We start from the raw sequence: 17,479 nt of genomic DNA, 5'->3' as shown, positions 1-17,479 counted from the left end.
TCCGGGGGCGTTGGGCGGGCCATGTCCCGCCGGGTACCGGACCGCGCGTCGGGTTCGGGGTTCGCGAGGTGCATGAAACCGCAGTGGCGGTGGGCGGGCCGGGCGCCGTGCCGACGGTAAGGGCGCACCCCGACCGGGGTCGCCGCTTCCGGCCGCGGAGTCCTGCCCGCCGGGAGTGCGAACGAAGACTGACTCCTATCAGTGACTTCGATGGGCAGGAGCGGGGGACCCAGTGTGCCGGTGCCGGACACCGGCTGGGGGTGCGGCCACGCAGCGCGTGGCGGGCCACTTCAAGGCCTAACCCGACAGCTAACCTCGCACGCGGGTTGAAGGTCAGGATGCCTGAATGTCTCACCGTCACCAGCCGGTTCTGCGCCGCCTCGCCCTGTTCGGGATGGCCGCAGTGCTGGTAACCACCGTCAACCTGGGCGCCGTGGCGCCGCCACCGGCGTCGGCGGACTCCGCGGCGACCGCCGCCGGGTCCGGCGCGCGCATGACCGCGGCGCAGCGCGGCGCGAAGGCCCGCGCGGCCAAGGCCCGCGCCGTCGCGGCGGCCAAGACCCGGGGTCTGCGGATCGTCGCCTTCGCCCGGGCACAGAAGGGCAAGCCCTACCGGTACGGCGCACACGGGCCGAAGGCCTTCGACTGCTCCGGACTGGCCGGTTACGCCTACCGCAAGGCGAAACTGAAGCTGGGCCGCACCGCGAACGCCCAGTTCCATCAGGTGCGCCGCCTCGCCAAGACGCAGCGGCGCCCCGGTGACCTGGTGTTCTGGGTCCGCGGCGGGCACGCGTACCACGTGGCCGTGTACGCCGGTCACGGCAAGGTGTGGCACGCCCCGAAGCCCGGCAGCCGGGTCAAGCTGGCGGCGATCTTCGCGGCCGGGCAGGTCAAGTACGGCCGTCTCGGCACCTGACCCAGGTTAGGGCCGCCCAGCGGCTGAGTGGATGTCGGCCGTCTCGGCGGCGGACGCGGTGAGGCCGCCCCGGGTACGGGGCGGCCTCAGGCGTTCTCAGGGTTGCGGGGTGGAGCGTTCGCCCGAAGCGATGTCCTGCCCGGCCCGCGCGGGCGCTGGCCCGGGGCGTGTGTGCGCCGCCCGGACGCGGGCTCAGCGTTTGCCGCCGAACATGCGGCGGATCGCCCAGATGAGGATGAGCGCGGCGAGGGCGACGCCGAGCAGCCGCACGGCATGCACCTCGGACCAGTCCACGCCGGACGTCGCCGCAAGGGGGGTCTGCACGCCGAGAACTCTAATGGGTGCCCGGGCCCCCTTAATAGAAAGGTTTGTTGACTGAACGCGGGCCGGGTGTGACCATTGGTCCGTCCGCCGCGCCCATGACGGTTGTCGGTTGTCAGTTGGGGGACGCGCTGACCGGCGCGTGTCGATCGTCACCGGAGGATCGGGGCTCATGCCGCGACAAGGGGACTTGCCGGAACTCGCCGCCACCGTGCTGCAGCCGGGCTTCGTGGGCACCACCGCGCCGGACTGGGTCCGCCGCCGCCTGGCCGAGGGTCTCGGCGGGGTCGCGCTGTTCGCCCGCAACGTCGAGTCCCCCGCCCAGGTGGCCGCGCTCACGGCGCAACTGCGCGCGGAACGGCCGGACGTCATCGTGGCGATCGACGAGGAGGCCGGTGACGTCACCCGGTTCGAATCCCGCCATGGCAGCTCGCGCCCGGGCAACCTCGGCCTCGGTGCCATCGACGACGGCACCGTCACCGAGGCGGTCGCCCACGACCTGGGTGTCGACCTGGCCCACGCGGGCATCACCCTGAACTACGCCCCGGACACCGACGTCAACTCCAACCCGGACAACCCGGTCATCGGCGTACGCGCCTTCGGTGCCGACGCACCGCTCGTCGCCCGGCACGGCGCCGCGTTCATCACGGGCCTGCAGCGCGCCGGAGTGGCCGCCTGCGCCAAGCACTTCCCCGGCCACGGTGACACCAGTGTGGACTCCCACCACGCCGTACCCGTGATCGACCGCAGCCGGGCCGATCTGGACGTGTGTGAGTTGCGGCCGTTCCGTGCCGCGATCCACGCCGGGGTGCAGGCCGTGATGACCGGGCACCTGCTGGTGCCCGCGTGGGACGCGGAGCTGCCCGCGACACTGAGCCGGCGCATCCTCACCGGCCTGCTGCGCGAGGAACTCGGCTTCACCGGGCTGATCGTCACCGACGGCATCGAGATGGAGGGCGTCCGCCGCCGGTACGGGCTGGCGGGCGCCGCCGTGCGGGCGCTGGCCGCGGGCGCCGACGCCATCTGTGTGGGCGGCGACCACGCCGACGAGCAGACCGCGGTGCTGCTGCGCGACGCCATCGTCGCGGCGGTGCGCTCCGGCGAACTCGGCGAGGAACGACTGCGGGACGCCGCCGAGCGGGTCCACCGGCTCGCGGCCTGGACCGAGGTGAGCCAGATCGCCACAGGCGCCCGTGCGATCGCCGACGCTGCGGCGGTCATCGGCGCGAATGGTGCCGCGCAGGCCGGATCTGCGGTGGGTATCGCTGCCGCCCGGCGCGCGGTCAAGATCACCGTTGGGGCGGCGGCCCCCGCGCTGCCGCTGACCGTGGCGCCGCATGTCGTCGAGTTCGCCCCGCCCCGCAACATCGCGGTCGGGTCCGAGACCCCGTGGGGCGTGGGCGGGCCGCTGGCCGAGCGGATGCCCGGTACGACCGCGGTCCGGCTCGACGTCGAGGACCTCGCCGGGGTGCCCGATCCCGCCGCCGCGGTGCTGGCGGGTGCGGCCGGACGCCCGCTGGTGCTCGTGGTCCGCGACGCGCACCGGCACCCATGGGTCGCCGAGGCGCTCGCGCACACGCTCGCCGTCCGGCCGGACGCAATCGTCGTGGAGATGGGTGTCCCGGTCGCGGTCAGCGGCGGGGTACATGTCGCGACGCACGGCGCCACCCGCGCCTGCGGGCTGGCCGCCGCCGAGGTCATCGCCGGTTCCACCGTGCCCGCGCCGGAGCCGGTCGCAGCCTGATCCGCCCCCCGCACGGGGTGGCGGCCCGGTCCGGGACCGCGAGGCGGTGGCGCGCTGGCGGGGCCCGCGTACCCTGGTCGGGATGTGGAATCGTCCTGCGCGCCGTGGTGCCGCCCTGCTGACCTGCGCCGCCCTCGCCGTCGCCCTGCTGGCCGGGTGCGGCGGCGACAATGTGGACTGCGGTGTCAACTCCTGCACGGTGACCCTGGAGCGCAGCACGGAGGCCAGCGCCAGCGTCCTCGGGGTGGACGCGCGCTTCGTCCGGGCCGATGGGGGGACGGTGACGCTGGAGGTGGCCGGTGAGCAGATCCAGCTCACCACGGGCCAGCCCGCCGTCTCCGTGGCGGGCCTGCAGGTGAGCCTGGACGGCGTCACCCAGGACGCCGTACGGGTGCAGATCTCGCGCTGAGCCCAGGCGCCCGGTCGTTCGGCGCCGTCGTCGTGGGTCCCGCCCCGGGCCTGGTCGTGTACGGTGTAAAACGGAATTTTCGGGCGTCCGCGATCTCGCGGAGGAGAGACCGTGTCCGACTTCCTGAACGCCTTGCTGGCCGTGGTGCTCGCGGCGGGCGCCGCCATCGTGTTCGTCGAGGCCGTGCACTGGGTGCTGACCCGGTACGCGCGCCGCTCCGCGCTGCTGAGCAGGCTCGAGCGCACCGCGCACAAGCCGTTCCTGACCACCGTCACCCTGTTCGCGGTGCAGCAGGCACTGCGCCCCACCGCAGGCCGCGAGGTGCTGCACATCCTGGTCATCCTGGTGATCATGTCCGGGGCCTGGCTGGTGGGCGCCCTGCTGCTGGTGCTCGAGGACGCGGCGCTGTCGAGGTGGCGCACCGACGTGCCCGACAACCGGAAGGCCCGCAAGGTCCGCACCCAGGTGGTGATGCTGCGCCGGGTCACGGTGGCCGGGATCGTCGTGGTGGCGTTCGGGGTGGCGCTGATGACCTTCCCCGCGGTGCGGGCGCTGGGGGCCAGCCTGCTGGCCTCCGCGGGCATCTTCAGCGTGGTCGCGGCGGTGGCCGCGCAGAGCACCCTCGGCAACGTGTTCGCCGGGATCCAGCTGGCCTTCAGTGACGCCATCCGCATCGACGACGTGGTGGTGGTCGAGCAGGAGTGGGGCCGGATCGAGGAGATCACCCTCACGTACGTGGCCCTGCAGGTCTGGGACGACCGGCGGCTGATCCTGCCCACGTCGTACTTCACCACCAAGCCGTTTCAGAACTGGACCCGCACCGGGTCCGCGGTGCTGGGCACCGCCGAGATCGACGTGGACTTCGCCACCGCGGTCGAGCCGCTGCGCGCGGAGCTGCGTGCGGTGTGTGAGAGCACCGAGCTCTGGGACGGCCGGGTGTGCGTGCTGCAGGTGACCGACGCGGTGCGCGGCATGGTGCGCCTGCGGGCGCTGGTGAGCGCCCACGATGCGCCGTCACTGTGGGACCTGCGCTGCCTGGTCCGGGAACGGCTGGTCGCCTGGGTCTGGGAGCACCAGCGCGAGTCACTGCCCCGGTACCGCGCCGAGACCCTGACCCCGACCCCCGATCCGGTACGGCCGGTGTCCCCGCCCGCCGCCGACACCGCCCCGCCCGCCGCCGACACCGCCCCGCCCGCCGCCGACACCGCCCCGCCGGCCGCGGACGCCGGCCCGCCCGCCGCCGCGGGTGTGAAGGTTCCGCCCGTCTCCGGGACGAGGGCCCCTTCCCCCGACCGCGCGAGGGTCCCGGACGCGCTGGCGCCCGGTGCCGCGCTCGCGGGTGAGCGCGGCGACGACGCGCGGGTCTTCAGCGGGGGATCGGACGGCGAGAGCCGCGGCGCGACGTTCGTGGGGCCACCGGGGCCGGACGCGCAGCAGTGACCTGAGCGGGTACGGCCGGTTCCCCAGGCGGGGGATTTCCCTCAGGTCAGGATTGACGCCCTACCGGGCAGGGCATAAAGCCTTGACAGAGGAAGGGAGGACGCAATGGCTGACGTCCTGAGCGGTGGGCCGGCCGCCCCGGCCACCGACCAGACGACCGCGGCGCTGATCCAGCGTGCGAGTGATCAGCTCAGCACCCTGGTGCGCAGCGAGATCGCGCTGGCGAAAGCGGAGCTGATAGAGAAGGGCAAGCGCGCCGGTGTCGGTGCGGGCCTGTTCGGCGGCGCAGGTGTGGTGGCGATGTACGGCCTCGGCGTACTGATCACCACCTGCATCGTGGTGCTGGACCTGTTCCTCCCGCTCTGGCTGGCCGCGTTGATCATGACCGTGGTGTTGTTCGCCGCGGCCGGGGTGATGGCGCTGCTCGGCAGGGACCAACTGCGCCGGGCCACCCCACTCGAACCGGAGACCGCCATCCAGAGCGCCAAGGCGGACGTCGACGAGGTCAAACACGCGATCAAGGAGCACAGCCGGGCATGAGTGAGAGAAACGGTACCCCGCAGGCGAAGCCGGATGTCACCGCGCTGCGGGAGGAGATCGCGGAGACGCGGGCCGACCTTGGCGAGACCGTGCAGGCGCTGGCCGCCAAGACGGACGTCAAGGCGCGCGCCAAGGATCAGGTCGAGCAGACCAAGCAGCGGGTCAAGACGCAGGCCGCCGAGGCCACGGGCAAGGTCCGCGACACGGCGCAGTCCGCCACGAACGCGGTGCTGGGCTCGGCGCAGTCGGCCACCGACACGGTCCGGGACGCGGCGCAGTCGGCCACGGACCGGGTCCGCGAGTCCGGCGCGCTGGACCGGGCCGCCGACGCGGGCGAGCAGATGCGCCGCAATCCGGTCCCGGTCGTCGCGCTGCTGGCCGGCGCGGCGGTACTGGCCGGGATCATTTTGGTCATGCGTCGGAGGCGCCGGTGAGCGGCCGGGTTCAGAAAATTGCGTACAAGCCGGTCGGGCTGCTACTCGGCGTGGTGGCGGGTGCCGTCGCGGGGGTGGTGACCAAGAAGATCTGGCAGCTCGCCTCCGGCGACGACGACACTCCGGACGCGACCGATGAGGACAGGGGCTGGGGCGAGATCATCGCCGCCGCCGCGTTGCAGGGTGCGGTCTTCGCCATCGTGAAGGCGTTGGTGGATCGCGGCGGCGCGACCGGGGTACGCAAACTCACGGGAGACTGGCCCGCCTGACCGTACGGACATTGATCGACCCTGATCGAGGGCCTTCACACGTAAACGCGTTGTGAAGGCCCATTTCCGTGTCCAGTCAAGGGTTTTCGATCCTCACGAGGGGCAGCTTTGGCGTCGGTTCTTCGGTACAGTGTGGCCAGTTTTTGTGTACGTGGTTTGCTGCTTCCGCGCGCCGCGCTTCGCCGCCGGGCGTCGCGTGGCGAGCGGGTGGGACTGTCCTTCACAGGGCCGCCTGAGGCGCCGCTGCTCGAAAACGGCCATCGGCCCCGCATCACGGGGGCCGGCATTGTCAGAAGGAGAGTTCAGCATGGCGCAGGGAACCGTGAAGTGGTTCAACGCAGACAAGGGCTTCGGCTTCATCACCGTCGACGGCGGGGGCGCTGACGTGTTCGTCCACTTCTCGGCCATCGAGATGAGCGGCTACCGCACTCTGGAAGAGAACCAGCGAGTGGAGTTCGAGATCGCCCAGGGCCAGAAGGGCCCGCAGGCGGAGCAGGTCCGCCCGCTCTGAGACCAGTCCGCCGGTGGTGACCGGCTGCCGACCACCTGGCGGAGGTCGGCCCGAGTTGGCCCCGCATCCTCACCGGGATGCGGGGCTTTCCCGTTCGCTGAGCCGTATCAGGGCCCGGTCGTGGCGGCGTCGCATCCGGCGAACTCGGCCGTCCGGTCCGCGGTGGGTCTCAGGTCCGACCGCTGCTGCGTTGCCGGAGTCCGATCACGATGAGGGCCAGGCCGCCGGCCGCGACGACGGGGCCGATGACCGCCCACACGGTCACCCCGCTCATCGCGCTGTCGGTGAGCACGTTCAGCCCCTGGAGTGTCCACACTGCACCGAGCACCACCGCCAGCAGTCCCAGGCTCATCGCCAGCCATCCGCGCATGACGTCACTCACCACCTGTCGTGGACCTGCGGGCGGACCAGCTCGTCGTAGACGGCCCGTACGGCGTCGTGGGTCCGGGCGGGCAGCGGGGCCAGACCGGCGGCGGCCGCGTTGGCGCGCGCCTGCCCGGGATCGCGGGCCCCCGGGATGACCACCGTCACCGCGGGCTGGTCGATGATCCAGCGCAGCGCGAACTGCGCCATGGTCGCCCCCGCCGGCACCAGCGGGCGCAGCCGGCGTACGGCCTCGAGTCCGGTCGCGAAGTCCACTCCGGAGAATGTCTCGCCGACGTCGAACGCCTCGCCGTGCCGGTTGAAATTGCGGTGATCGTCCGGCGCGAACGTGGTGTGCTCGTCGTATCGGCCGGAGAGCAGCCCGCTGGCCAGCGGCACCCGGGCGATGATGCCGATCCCGGCCGCCGCGGCGGCGGGCAGCACCCGTTCCAGCGGCTTGAGCCGGAGCGCGTTGAGGATGATCTGGACGCTGGCGACGCCGGGCCGCGCGATCGCGGTGAGGGCCTCGTCGACCCGCTCGACGCTGACCCCGTACGCCGCGATGCGCTTCTCCTGCACCAGGGTGTCGAGCGCGTCGAAGACCGCGTCCGTGGCGAAGACCGGGGTGGGCGGGCAGTGCAGCTGGACGAGGTCCAGCGTGTCCACGCCGAGGTTGGCGCGGGAGCGGTCCGTCCACGCCCGGAAGTTGTCCAGGGTGTACGCCGCGGGCTCCTGGGGCACCCGGCGGCCCATCTTGGTGGCGACCGTGATGCCGGGGTGGCTCGCCAGGAAGCTGCCGATGATCTGTTCGCTGCGGCCGTCGCCGTACACGTCGGCGGTGTCGAAGAAGGTCACGCCCGCGTCCGCGGCCGCCTGGAGGGTGGCGTGGGCGTCCTGCTCGGTCACGCTGCCCCAGTCGGCGCCGAGCTGCCATGCCCCCAGCCCGACCACGCCGACTTCTCGCCCTATCCGGGCAAAGGTCCGGGTTTCCACGTGGTGAGCCTAACCCCCGGGGTGCTAGCCTTTTACAAAACGTACGTACGGTTTGGTTTGGAGGCGCGTCATGTGGGATCCCACCGTCTACCGCCGGTTCGGCGCCGAACGCTCCCGGCCCTTCGCCGACCTGCTGGCCCGGGTGGGCGCCGAGAAACCGCGCGCGGTCGTCGACCTCGGCTGTGGCCCGGGGGAGCTGACCGCCACCCTGGCGCAGCGCTGGCCCACCGCACGGGTCACCGGACTCGACTCCTCACCCGAGATGATCTCCAAGGCCGTGGCGCTGGGTGCCCGGGCCGACTTCGGGGTCGTGGACGTCCGGGACTGGCAGCCCGGCCCGGACGACGACGTCGTGATCAGCAACGCGGTCCTGCAGTGGGTGCCCGGCCACCACGACCTGCTGCGCCGGTGGATCCGCCAGCTGCCCCCGGGGGCCTGGCTGGCGGTGCAGGTCCCCGGCAACTTCGATGCCCCGTCCCACCGGGCGCTGCGCGAGGTGGCCCGGGCCGCGCCGTGGGCCGACCAGCTCGGCGACCTGCTCCGGGAGACCCCCGTCGACGACGCACCCGGGTACGCGCAGGTGCTGACCGACTCCGGTGCCACGGTCGACGCCTGGGAGACTACGTACGTGCATCTGCTGCCCGCCGATCCCGCCACGGCGCACCCCGTGCTGCGCTGGATGGAGGGCACCGCCCTGCGGCCGGTCCGGGCGGCCCTCGACGACGGGGCGTGGCAGCAGTTCGGTGCGGCCCTCGGTGAACGGCTGGCCGCCGCGTACCCCGCCCGCAACGGCCTCGTGGCCTTCCCGTTCCGCCGGATCTTCGTCGTGGCGACCACACCCAAGGAGAGTCCACAGTGACCGAGCTGGCCTCATTCATCGCCGGCCTGCCCAAGGCCGAGCTGCACGTGCACCACGTGGGCTCGGCCTCCCCGCGCGCCGTGGCCGAGCTGGCCGCCCGGCACGAGGGGGCCACCCCCGTGCCCGCCGACCCCGCCGCGCTCGCGGACTACTTCGCGTTCCGCGACTTCGCCCACTTCATCGAGGTGTACCTCAGCGTCGTCGACCTGATCCGCGACGCCGAGGACGTCCGCACCCTCACCTACGAGGTGGCCCGCGAGCTGGGCCGCCAGCAGGTCCGGTACGCCGAGCTGACGGTCACGCCGTACTCGTCCACCAGTCGCGGCATCCCCGCCGCCGAGTTCTGCGGCGCCATCGAGGACGCGCGCCGCAGCGCGGCCACCGACTTCGGGGTGCAGCTGCAATGGTGCTTCGACATCCCGGGCGAGGCCGGGCTGGCCGCCGCGGAGGAGACGCTGCGCATCGCGCTGGAGGAGCGCCCGGACGGGCTGGTCAGCTTCGGGCTCGGCGGACCCGAGGTCGGCGTGCCCCGGCCGCAGTTCAAGCCGTACTTCGACAAGGCGCGGGCGGCCGGGCTGCACAGCGTCCCGCACGCGGGCGAGACCACCGGCCCGCAGACCGTCTGGGACGCGCTGCACGACCTCGGCGCCGAGCGCATCGGCCACGGCATCGCCAGCGCCCAGGACCCCGCGCTGATGGCCCACCTCGCGGAGCACGGGATCACGCTGGAGGTGTGCCCCACCTCGAACGTGCGCACCCGGGCCGTCGCCGACCTCGACGACCACCCGCTGCCGATCCTCGTCGCGGCCGGGGTGCCGGTCACGATCAACTCCGACGACCCGCCGATGTTCGGCACCACCCTGGAGCAGGAGTACGCGGTCGCCGCCCGCCTGCTGGGCCTCGACGAGGCCGGGGTCGCTGACCTGGCCCGCGCCGCGGTCGACGCGTCGTTCCTGCCCGCCGCGGGCAAGGCGGCGCTGCGCGCCGAGATCGACGCGTACCTGGCCGCAAGCCGGTGACCTGTCAGGAGTGACCCGCGTACAGCGGGTCCTGCCAGATCGCCAGCACCACCACGATGCCGATGGTCAGAATCGCCACCCAGCGCACCAGGCGGCGGCGATTGAAGCGGGCCGGGCCCTCGTCCGGCTCCAGCCCCGGCTCCACGGTCACGTCCGTGTCCAGCATGGTCGTTCCCCTTCCCTCGGCGGAGGGTCCGGCACCACCCTCCCGCTGTCGGTTCTGTGTCCGCCTGCTCAGCCCGGCACGGCCGTCCAACTCTGGTGCCGGGACCCGTTGCCCTCCTGCAGTACCAGCAGCCGGTGCGCCCCGAAATGCTGGTATCCCACACCCACCGCCAGGTCTCCGACGGTCGTGCGCAGCGTGAAGCCGAAGTCGGACGCCTGCAGCGACCAGCGCCCCGCGCCCGCGGTGCAGTCACCCTGCACCAGCGGCATACCGGCCGCCGGGTTGTCCTCGAGCGGCACCACACACTTGCCCGTGGCCCGCGACTGCAACGCGAACGTCCCACCCGAAGCCGGGACGAACTTCCACTGCTGCTGGGCGTCGCCGTCGGTGCCGCCCAGCGTGATCGGCGTGTTGCTGGCCGTCCGGGCCCCGTACAGGTCGGCGGCACCGCCGGTCAGCGAGTTCGTCAGCACGAACCACGTGTTCTGCGCGGGCCGGGCCGCGGGGACGGTCCGCGCGGTGCTCCGGGCCAGATACCCGTGCTGCGCGCTGCGCACGCTCACCTGGTACGACGTGTCGGGCTTGAGCCCGATGAGCTGCGCCCGGGTCGCCACCGTGGCGGCCACCGGCACCCCGTCGACGGCCACCTCGTAGCGGGCGTCGGGGGCGGCGGCGCTCCAGGTCAGCCGGAGCGCGGTGCTGGTCGGGTCGCGGATCTCCAGCACGGCCTGCACCTGTTGCGCCACCGGGTCGGCGGGCGGCGCGCTACCGGACGCCCCGGTCGTGGGCGCCTCCGCGGGGACCTCGGCGGTCGGCTCCGCGCCCGGCTGCGTGGTCGCGGGGGCGCTCGGCGCCGCGGAGCCCGGCGTGGGCACGGCACCGCCGGACTCCGGGTCGGCGGGCGGCGCGGTCGTGGGCGCGGCGGGGGTGGGCGTACCCGACGGCGAGGTGGTCGCCGGGGTGGCGGGCGCGGCGGGCTGCGCCGGGATCGCCCCTTCGGGCAGGTCGTCGCCGCCGTCGGTGCGCAGCAGGAACTCGCTCTGCGCGACGTTCCAGTTGCGGGCCAGGTAGCTGTCCGGCTTCGGGTCGGTGCTGAAGTAGTCGTCGTGGCCGCAGTCGAGACGGTTCTCGTGCTTCTTCGGGCAGACCGTACGGACCGGCTTGTCCGAGCGGTCCCGCCCGCACAGCAGGTCGTAGTCGTCCGTGCAGCCGCCCGCGCCGCTGGCGTTGGGGGAGTCCTGCAACACCGCGCCGAGCGTGGACGTCAGTTCCCGCGCCGCCATCGCGGAACTCCAGCAGCCGGAGTCCACCCGGCCGTACGAGGGGCCGCCGTTGTTGCGGTTGCCCACGCCCGGGCGCCGGTCCGCGATGTACGTGCCGATACCGCAGTACACGTTCGCGTCCGCGAAGATCAGGTACTTGCGGTCGGTGCGGTTGTAGCCCAGTGTCTGCAGCGCGTCGATGTTCGCGGTGAACGAGGCGAGCGCGCCCTCGGGCACCTGCAGCTCGGTCACGTCCACCCGGCACTGCGGGGTGGTCACGAAGCGCACGTGCCGCGAGCCGCCGGTCTCCGCCGCGCTGGCGTCGAAGATGGCGTCCACCCCGGCCGACCAGACCCGCATCGAGCCGAGGAAGTCGGTGTACCGGCTCGGCGTGCCGAACTCGTGCAGGTAGAGCACCTGCACCCGCTTGCCGGTCCGGCCGTCACCCTCGCAGGCGACGTCGTGACTGCCCATGACGAAGTCGGCGTCGCCCGGCGCCGCGTCCGGGATCAGCGCGGGGGCGCTGGGGGTGAGCGCGCTGCCGCCCTCGTCGCGGACGATCTCGCCGTCGGCGGGCACCTGGGCATCTTCGCGATGCGGGGCGCCCGGGTCGGGCGACTTCTCGGTCACCGGCGCCACGGTGCGGCGCACCCGCAGCCCGGCCGGGGCCGGATCGGGCCCGTGGGTGCAGGTCAGATCGTCCAGCTGGTACGACCCGGCGCACAGCGAATCCGCCGAGGCGAGCTTGAGGCCGTCGTAGATGAGCCCCTGATCCGGCACGTCCGGCACGGCGGCGAACGTGATCCGCTCCCGGTTCTGCTCGTCCCCGCCGGTCCAGCCGCCGCCGACCACGCTGGGTCCCGCCACCGCCCCGATGCCCAGCAGGCCGAGGCAGAGTGCGACCGGCAGTAACCGGTGCGAACGGGAGTCCGCGCGGCGGCGAGGGCGCAGCGCAGCCAGGCGGCGTCGCGCCGCCTCGCGCAGCGCAGGCCGTCGGTGCGCGGACAAAGACCCTCCTCGTGCAGCCGGAGCGCGGTGGGAGGGGGTTATGGGGTGACCACCTCCCACCGCGCGGGGGCTCGACCGGTCCGCGCTGCGCGGACGTGCGTCCTTCGAACCGGCAAGCCGGATGGGATCGGTTGGGATCGTGCCAGGCCTGCCGCGCCAGGGGAACGCCCTTAATAGAGATCTAAGCAAGAGTTGGTCCGTCCGGAGTGAATCGCCCAGAGCGGGCGGATCGGGGCAGGTCCTCAGGTCTGCTCGGTGCGTTGCTGCGGCCATTTGCGCCGCACCGGATCTCGTTCCCTGGCCAGCCGCCCCACCAGGCCGAAACGGCTGGCCTGCTTCGGGGCGGCCTCCGCGTCGGCCAGCAGCATCACCACGCTGGCGCCACCCAGTACGGCCCGGTCGATGCTCACCGACCCGCCGGTCGCGGTCGCCGCGCGCCGGGCGATGTCCAGCCCGAGGCCGGTGGAACCCTGCTCGCTCTCCCCGCGGCGCAGCGCCTTCTCCGGGTCGGCGATGCCCGGCCCGGCGTCGTCCACCCGCAGCGCCACCCAGCCGTCCCGGCGCGAGATGCTGACCTCGAAGTCCGTGCCCTGCGGGGTGTACCGGAACACGTTGCCGAGGACGGCGTCGAGCGCGGCGGCCAGCTCGGCGCGGTCCACCGGCACCGGGATGCGGGTGCTGGCGCCCAGCACCCGGTGCTGCCGGTCCTGGTCGCCGGCCAACGCGGACCAGAACACCATCCGGTCCCGGACCACCTCGCTGGCGTCGCAGAGGCCGTCCTCGGGCGCCTGCACCTGCGCGGCGACCGCCTTGCGGGTGGTGTTGATGAGCTGGTCAACCTCGCCCTCGAGGGTGGCGATGGCCTGCCGGATGCGCCGGATGCCGCGGCGGCGGTCCAGCTCGGCGGCGGAGTACTCGCCGATGTGGGTGTCGTCCGGGTCGAGCGCCTCGGCGTCGAGCCGCAGCACGGTCAGCGGGGTGCGCAGCCGGTGCGACAGGTCCGCCACCAGCTCCCGCTCCATGGTGCGGGAGGTGACCAACCGGTCCGCCATCCGGTTGAACGCGTACCCGGCCTCGGCCAGCTCGCGCGGCCCGCTGGGCTGGATCCGGACGCCCAGGTCACCGCCGCCGACCGCCATCGCGGCCTGGACGAGGTTGCGGACGGACGCGACCGCGCCGCGGGCCAGCCGGTCCACCACGATCACCGAGCCGAGCACCAGGCCCAGCGCGATGCCCAGCAGGATCCACCAGTCGCGCGCGGTGTTCTGGCCCAGCTCGGCGTCCGGCACGAACACCTCGACCACGGAAGTCTTGTCACCGACCGTGACCGGCTGGAGGCGGACGACGCCACCCTCGACGTCCATGGTCAGGCTGCGGCGACCGGTCGCGGCGGTGCGGATGTCGTCGGAATCCGCACGGCCGCCGGTGACGTTGCCGGGCGCGTGCACGACCGGGGTGCCGCCCGCCGCGTCGATCGCGGCCTGCAGCTCCTTGCGGCTGGCCCCGGCCACCAGCGCACCCGCCACGGTCGCGCTGCGCTGGTCGGCCGCCGACATGGCCTGGACGCGGTGGTCGTCGCGCAGTTCCCAGCCGAGCGGGACGAGGAACGCGAGTGCGGCGACGGCGGTGGTGGCGGCGGTGACGTACGCCAGCCGGACCCTCAGTCCGGGGCCACCAACCGGAATCCGACCCCCCGCACGGTGCGCAGGTAGCGAGGTTTCGCCGCGGACTCGCCCAGCTTCCGGCGCAGCCAGTACAGATGCACGTCGATCGTCTGGTCCTCGCCCACGGATGGCTGTCGCCATACCTCCTCCAACAGCTCACGACGCGAGACCACCCGGCCCGGGCGGGCGGCGAGGTACGCCAGCAGGTCGAACTCCTTGCGGGTCAGCGCCAGTGGGGTGTCACCGAGCGTGGCGCTGCGTTCACCGACGTCGACCCGCAGCTCGCCGACCTCGTGCACGGCGGGCTGTGCGGTGCGGCTGGCGCGGCCCACCCGGCGCAGCACCGTGGTGATGCGCGCGTCCAGGTGGGCCCCGGTGAACGGCTTGACCATGTAGTCGTCCGCGCCGGCGCGCAGCAGCCGCACCACGGTCTGCTCGTCGTCGCGGGCGGTGGCGATGATGATGGGTACGTCGGTGATGCCGCGCAGCATGCGCAGCGCGTCCGAGCCGTCGAGGTCCGGTAATCCCAGGTCGAGCACGACCAGGTCGGGTGTTTCGGCGGCGACGCGGCGCAGGGCGTCCAGCGCCGTGCCCACGGCGTGCACGGCATGGCCCCGGTCGGCCAGCGACCGCAGCATCGCGCCGCGCACGACGTGGTCGTCCTCGACGAGCAACACCGTGGCCATGCCGAGCACCGTACTGCCACCGGCACGTAACTCCTAAATGGTGATGCAGGGGAATATCACGATGACGCAGAGTCACGAAAACCGGGGGTGGGAACGGGGCGCCGAGGCCCTCGGGCGCGCTTTTCCGGCATTGGCCGGCTGGCCCGGAAAACCGGTGGCCGCGTCGGTTCCGGGGTGCGCAAATGGAACCACTAGCATCGGGAACGGCCCGCAATCGGCGGGCCGGTACACCACCGGCGAAAAGGAGAAAGACCGTGTCTGCACCCCGTACCCATGCCGTGGCCGACCCCGTCGTCGTCCCGGCCGGGACGACGGCGGGCGACGCGGTCGCGGCCGCGGGCCTGCCCACCTCCGGGCCCAAGGCGATCGTGGTGGTCCGCGACGCCGACGGCCGGCTGCGCGACCTCGACTGGGCCCCGGACGCTCCCGCCCAGGTGGAGCCGGTCCCGATGGATTCCCCTGACGGGCTGAACGTGCTGCGCCACTCGGCCGCGCACGTGCTGGCCCAGGCGGTGCAGGACATCTTCCCGGAGGCCAAGCTCGGCATCGGCCCGCCCATCCACGACGGCTTCTACTACGACTTCGACGTGGCCAAGCCGTTCCATCCGGACGACCTGGCGAAGCTCGAGAAGCGGATGCTGGAGATCGTCAAGGCCGGGCAGCTGTTCCGGCGCCGCCGCTACGAATCGCTGGACGCGGCGAAGGCGGAACTGGCGAACGAGCCTTTCAAGCTGGAACTGGTCGACATCAAAGGCGACGTCGACTCCGACGAGGTGATGGAGGTCGGCGGCGGCGAGCTCACCGTCTACGACAACATCGACCCGAAGTCCGGCGAGCGGGTCTGGGGCGACCTGTGCCGCGGCCCGCACCTGCCCTCGACCCGGCTGATCCCGGCGCTGAAGCTGATGCGGTCGGCCGCCGCGTACTGGCGGGGCAGCGAGAAGAACCCGCAGCTGCAGCGGGTGTACGGCACCGCGTGGCCCAGCCGCGACGACCTGAAGGCGTACCTGAACCGGCTGGCCGAGGCGGAGCGCCGCGACCACCGGCGCCTCGGCGCCGAGCTGGACCTGTTCTCGTTCCCGGACGAGATCGGCTCCGGCCTGGCGGTCTTCCACCCCAAGGGCGGGGTGATCAAGCGGGAGATGGAGGACTACGTCCGGGCCCGCCACATCCAGGAGGGCTTCCAGTACGTCGGCACCCCGCACATCACCAAGGAGGGGCTGTTCCACACCTCCGGGCACCTGCCGTACTACGCGGACACGATGTTCCCGCCGATCCCGTTCGAGGGCGCGGACTACTACCTCAAGGCCATGAACTGCCCCATGCACAACCTGATCTTCCGCTCGCGCGGGCGGTCGTACCGGGAGCTGCCGCTGCGGCTGTTCGAGTTCGGGTCGGTGTACCGGTACGAGAAGTCCGGGGTGGTGCACGGCCTGACCCGGGTGCGCGGCCTGACCCAGGACGACTCGCACTCGTACTGCACGCCGGAGCAGGCGCCCGGGGAGATCAAGCACCTGCTCGACTTCGTGCTGGGCCTGCTGAAGGACTTCGGGATCAGCGACTTCTACCTGGAGCTGTCGACCCGCGACGACAGCAAGCCGGACAAGTTCGTCGGCTCGGATGAAGACTGGGAGTCGGCGACCGCGGTGCTGGAGCAGTGCGCCAAGGAGTCCGGCCTGGACCTGGTGGCCGACCCGGGCGGCGCCGCGTTCTACGGCCCGAAGATCTCGGTGCAGGCCAAGGACGCGATCGGCCGGACCTGGCAGCTGTCGACGATCCAGTACGACTTCAACCAGCCGCGCGGCTTCGAGCTGGAATACCAGGCCGGGGACGGCACCCGGAAACAGCCGGTCATGATCCACTGCGCCAAGTTCGGGTCGATCGAGCGCTTCATCGGCGTCCTCGTGGAGCACTACGCCGGGGCGTTCCCGGCGTGGCTGGCGCCGGTGCAGGTGGTCGGCATCCCGATCCGCGACGACCACGCGGACTACCTGGAGCAGTTCGTGGCCAGGCTGCGGGCCGAGGGCATCCGGGCCGAGGTGGACCACTCCACCGACCGGATGCAGAAGAAGATCCGCACCGCCCAGCAGCAGAAGATCCCGTTCATGGCGATCGCGGGCGACGACGACGTCAGCGGCGGCACGGTCTCGTTCCGGTACCGGGACGGCTCGCAGCGCAACGGCATGCCGATCGACGAGGCGGTCGCGCACGTCGCCGAGGTGGTGCGCTCCCGGGTCAACACCGGGCCGTCCGCGGCCTGAGGCGGCCCGCGCCCGCTCGTCCACTACGCCTAGGATCGGGGGCGTGGTGGACGAGCAGCGCGCGCAGGATCCCGACGGGCTGGAGCGGCTCTGGACGCCGCACCGGATGACGTACATCTCCGGGGAGGACCGGCCGGAGGGCGGGTACGAGCAGCCGTCGGGCTGCCCGTTCTGCATCGCCCCCGGCCGCCCCGAGCCGGACAGCCTGGTGGTGGCGCGGGGCGAGCGGGTGTACGCGGTGCTCAACCTGTACCCGTACAACCCGGGGCACCTCATGGTGTGCCCGTACCGGCACGTCGCCGACTACACCGAGCTGGACGCGGCCGAGACGGTCGAGCTGGCCGAGTTCACCCAGCGGGCGATGCGGGTGATCCGGCGCGCCAGCCGCCCGCACGGGTTCAACCTGGGCATGAACCAGGGCGCGGTGGCGGGCGCGGGCATCGCCGCGCACCTGCACCAGCACGTGGTGCCGCGCTGGGGCGGTGACGCGAACTTCATGCCGGTGATCGGGCGCACGAAGGTGCTGCCCCAGCTGCTGGCCGACACGCGGGAGATGCTGGCGAAGGTGTGGCCCGAGGTCGCGTGAGGCGCCGCGGCCGGTCCCCGTCCCGAGG

The 17,479-nt window shown here is 72.7% G+C and carries 19 protein-coding genes and 1 riboswitch; of the genes, 12 read left to right on the top strand and 7 right to left on the bottom strand.

The genetic code is table 11. The features are described from left to right. Positions 1 to 176 precede the first annotated feature (176 nt). A riboswitch (cyclic di-AMP (ydaO/yuaA leader) is annotated at positions 177 to 338 on the top strand. Between the two features lie 8 nt (positions 339 to 346). After that, a complete protein-coding gene (locus tag ACMCNO_RS24455; protein WP_412751775.1) occupies positions 347 to 916 on the top strand; it encodes a C40 family peptidase in 570 nt (189 codons plus the stop codon). 192 nt (positions 917 to 1,108) lie between these two features. On the opposite strand, the gene ACMCNO_RS24450 is transcribed toward ACMCNO_RS24455, so the two are convergent. Continuing rightward, positions 1,109 to 1,240 carry a hypothetical protein gene (locus ACMCNO_RS24450; RefSeq protein ID WP_278044965.1) on the bottom strand — a complete coding sequence of 44 codons (132 nt, stop codon included), beginning with the start codon at positions 1,238 to 1,240 and terminating at the stop codon, positions 1,109 to 1,111. A gap of 169 nt (positions 1,241 to 1,409) precedes the next feature. Between ACMCNO_RS24450 and ACMCNO_RS24445 the strand changes: the two genes are divergently transcribed. The 7 genes from ACMCNO_RS24445 (at position 1,410) to ACMCNO_RS24415 (ending at position 6,584) form a co-directional block, all read left to right on the top strand. Beyond that, entirely contained in the window at positions 1,410 to 2,981 is a 1,572-nt protein-coding gene (locus ACMCNO_RS24445; protein ID WP_412751774.1) for a glycoside hydrolase family 3 protein, read from the top strand. A gap of 82 nt (positions 2,982 to 3,063) precedes the next feature. Continuing rightward, positions 3,064 to 3,390, top strand: a complete 327-nt coding sequence (locus ACMCNO_RS24440) for a hypothetical protein (RefSeq protein ID WP_412751773.1) — start codon at positions 3,064 to 3,066, stop codon at positions 3,388 to 3,390. 111 nt (positions 3,391 to 3,501) lie between these two features. After that, positions 3,502 to 4,830, top strand: a complete 1,329-nt coding sequence (locus ACMCNO_RS24435; protein WP_412751772.1) for a mechanosensitive ion channel family protein — start codon at positions 3,502 to 3,504, stop codon at positions 4,828 to 4,830. 105 nt (positions 4,831 to 4,935) lie between these two features. Next, positions 4,936 to 5,370, top strand: a complete 435-nt coding sequence (locus ACMCNO_RS24430; RefSeq protein WP_412751771.1) for a phage holin family protein — start codon at positions 4,936 to 4,938, stop codon at positions 5,368 to 5,370. Further along, positions 5,367 to 5,804, top strand: coding sequence for a DUF3618 domain-containing protein (locus ACMCNO_RS24425; RefSeq protein WP_412751770.1), 438 nt, complete (start codon positions 5,367 to 5,369; stop codon positions 5,802 to 5,804). The genes ACMCNO_RS24430 and ACMCNO_RS24425 overlap by 4 nt, the downstream gene beginning before the upstream one ends. Then, complete coding sequence (locus ACMCNO_RS24420) at positions 5,801 to 6,073, top strand: DUF4235 domain-containing protein (protein ID WP_412751769.1); 273 nt, start codon at positions 5,801 to 5,803, stop codon at positions 6,071 to 6,073. Before ACMCNO_RS24425 ends, ACMCNO_RS24420 begins: the two co-directional genes overlap by 4 nt. 307 nt (positions 6,074 to 6,380) lie before the next feature. Beyond that, a complete protein-coding gene (locus ACMCNO_RS24415) occupies positions 6,381 to 6,584 on the top strand; it encodes a cold-shock protein (protein ID WP_130508173.1) in 204 nt (67 codons plus the stop codon). 169 nt (positions 6,585 to 6,753) lie between these two features. Here ACMCNO_RS24415 and ACMCNO_RS24410 read toward each other — a convergent pair whose 3' ends face one another. Together ACMCNO_RS24410 and ACMCNO_RS24405 are read right to left on the bottom strand one after the other, a co-directional pair. Then, positions 6,754 to 6,954 (bottom strand): hypothetical protein, encoded by a 201-nt coding sequence (locus ACMCNO_RS24410; RefSeq protein WP_412753802.1) that lies wholly within the window; start codon positions 6,952 to 6,954, stop codon positions 6,754 to 6,756. An 8-nt stretch (positions 6,955 to 6,962) separates the two neighbouring features. After that, positions 6,963 to 7,940, bottom strand: coding sequence for an aldo/keto reductase (locus ACMCNO_RS24405; RefSeq protein ID WP_412751768.1), 978 nt, complete (start codon positions 7,938 to 7,940; stop codon positions 6,963 to 6,965). A gap of 70 nt (positions 7,941 to 8,010) precedes the next feature. Between ACMCNO_RS24405 and ACMCNO_RS24400 the strand changes: the two genes are divergently transcribed. Both ACMCNO_RS24400 and ACMCNO_RS24395 read left to right on the top strand, forming a co-directional pair. Further along, on the top strand, positions 8,011 to 8,799 hold the full coding sequence (locus ACMCNO_RS24400; RefSeq protein ID WP_412751767.1) for a trans-aconitate 2-methyltransferase: 789 nt from the start codon (positions 8,011 to 8,013) through the stop codon (positions 8,797 to 8,799). Then, positions 8,796 to 9,818: an adenosine deaminase gene (locus tag ACMCNO_RS24395; RefSeq protein WP_412751766.1), complete on the top strand. Its 1,023-nt coding sequence runs from the start codon at positions 8,796 to 8,798 to the stop codon at positions 9,816 to 9,818. Before ACMCNO_RS24400 ends, ACMCNO_RS24395 begins: the two co-directional genes overlap by 4 nt. A 4-nt stretch (positions 9,819 to 9,822) precedes the next feature. On the opposite strand, the gene ACMCNO_RS24390 is transcribed toward ACMCNO_RS24395, so the two are convergent. From ACMCNO_RS24390 to ACMCNO_RS24375, 4 genes are all read right to left on the bottom strand, one after another. After that, positions 9,823 to 9,984 (bottom strand): hypothetical protein, encoded by a 162-nt coding sequence (locus tag ACMCNO_RS24390; RefSeq protein ID WP_412751765.1) that lies wholly within the window; start codon positions 9,982 to 9,984, stop codon positions 9,823 to 9,825. A gap of 68 nt (positions 9,985 to 10,052) precedes the next feature. After that, a complete protein-coding gene (locus ACMCNO_RS24385; RefSeq protein ID WP_412751764.1) occupies positions 10,053 to 12,254 on the bottom strand; it encodes an RICIN domain-containing protein in 2,202 nt (733 codons plus the stop codon). Between the two features lie 242 nt (positions 12,255 to 12,496). Further along, positions 12,497 to 13,810, bottom strand: a complete 1,314-nt coding sequence (locus ACMCNO_RS24380; protein ID WP_412751763.1) for an ATP-binding protein — start codon at positions 13,808 to 13,810, stop codon at positions 12,497 to 12,499. A 104-nt stretch (positions 13,811 to 13,914) separates the two neighbouring features. Beyond that, positions 13,915 to 14,604: a response regulator transcription factor gene (locus tag ACMCNO_RS24375; protein ID WP_130508168.1), complete on the bottom strand. Its 690-nt coding sequence runs from the start codon at positions 14,602 to 14,604 to the stop codon at positions 13,915 to 13,917. A gap of 254 nt (positions 14,605 to 14,858) precedes the next feature. Here ACMCNO_RS24375 and thrS point away from each other — a divergent pair, with 254 nt between their 5' ends. Both thrS and ACMCNO_RS24365 read left to right on the top strand, forming a co-directional pair. Continuing rightward, positions 14,859 to 16,865 carry a threonine--tRNA ligase gene (gene thrS / locus ACMCNO_RS24370; protein WP_412751762.1) on the top strand — a complete coding sequence of 669 codons (2,007 nt, stop codon included), beginning with the start codon at positions 14,859 to 14,861 and terminating at the stop codon, positions 16,863 to 16,865. A gap of 106 nt (positions 16,866 to 16,971) precedes the next feature. Then, positions 16,972 to 17,451 carry an HIT family protein gene (locus ACMCNO_RS24365; protein WP_412753801.1) on the top strand — a complete coding sequence of 160 codons (480 nt, stop codon included), beginning with the start codon at positions 16,972 to 16,974 and terminating at the stop codon, positions 17,449 to 17,451. The last annotated feature ends 28 nt before the right edge of the window (positions 17,452 to 17,479 follow it).

The organism is Krasilnikovia sp. M28-CT-15 (assembly GCF_047159595.1).
In the GTDB taxonomy this organism is placed as follows: domain Bacteria; phylum Actinomycetota; class Actinomycetes; order Mycobacteriales; family Micromonosporaceae; genus Actinoplanes.
The sequence above is the reverse complement of the archived record's forward strand: the minus strand, read 5'-3'. Positions and strand labels throughout refer to the sequence as shown.

Excerpts from the sequence above, each read along its gene's own strand:
- ACMCNO_RS24425 (WP_412751770.1), top strand. The coding sequence starts at position 5,367 with ATGAGTGAGAGAAACGGTACCCCGCAGGCGAAGCCGGATGTCACCGCG.
- ACMCNO_RS24445 (WP_412751774.1), top strand. The coding sequence starts at position 1,410 with ATGCCGCGACAAGGGGACTTGCCGGAACTCGCCGCCACCGTGCTGCAG.
- ACMCNO_RS24365 (WP_412753801.1), top strand. The coding sequence starts at position 16,972 with ATGACGTACATCTCCGGGGAGGACCGGCCGGAGGGCGGGTACGAGCAG.
- ACMCNO_RS24390 (WP_412751765.1), bottom strand. The coding sequence starts at position 9,984 with ATGCTGGACACGGACGTGACCGTGGAGCCGGGGCTGGAGCCGGACGAG.
- ACMCNO_RS24455 (WP_412751775.1), top strand. The coding sequence starts at position 347 with ATGTCTCACCGTCACCAGCCGGTTCTGCGCCGCCTCGCCCTGTTCGGG.
- ACMCNO_RS24380 (WP_412751763.1), bottom strand. The coding sequence starts at position 13,810 with ATGTCGGCGGCCGACCAGCGCAGCGCGACCGTGGCGGGTGCGCTGGTG.
- ACMCNO_RS24430 (WP_412751771.1), top strand. The coding sequence starts at position 4,936 with ATGGCTGACGTCCTGAGCGGTGGGCCGGCCGCCCCGGCCACCGACCAG.
- ACMCNO_RS24410 (WP_412753802.1), bottom strand. The coding sequence starts at position 6,954 with ATGCGCGGATGGCTGGCGATGAGCCTGGGACTGCTGGCGGTGGTGCTC.
- ACMCNO_RS24440 (WP_412751773.1), top strand. The coding sequence starts at position 3,064 with ATGTGGAATCGTCCTGCGCGCCGTGGTGCCGCCCTGCTGACCTGCGCC.
- ACMCNO_RS24415 (WP_130508173.1), top strand. The coding sequence starts at position 6,381 with ATGGCGCAGGGAACCGTGAAGTGGTTCAACGCAGACAAGGGCTTCGGC.
- ACMCNO_RS24400 (WP_412751767.1), top strand. The coding sequence starts at position 8,011 with ATGTGGGATCCCACCGTCTACCGCCGGTTCGGCGCCGAACGCTCCCGG.
- ACMCNO_RS24375 (WP_130508168.1), bottom strand. The coding sequence starts at position 14,604 with ATGGCCACGGTGTTGCTCGTCGAGGACGACCACGTCGTGCGCGGCGCG.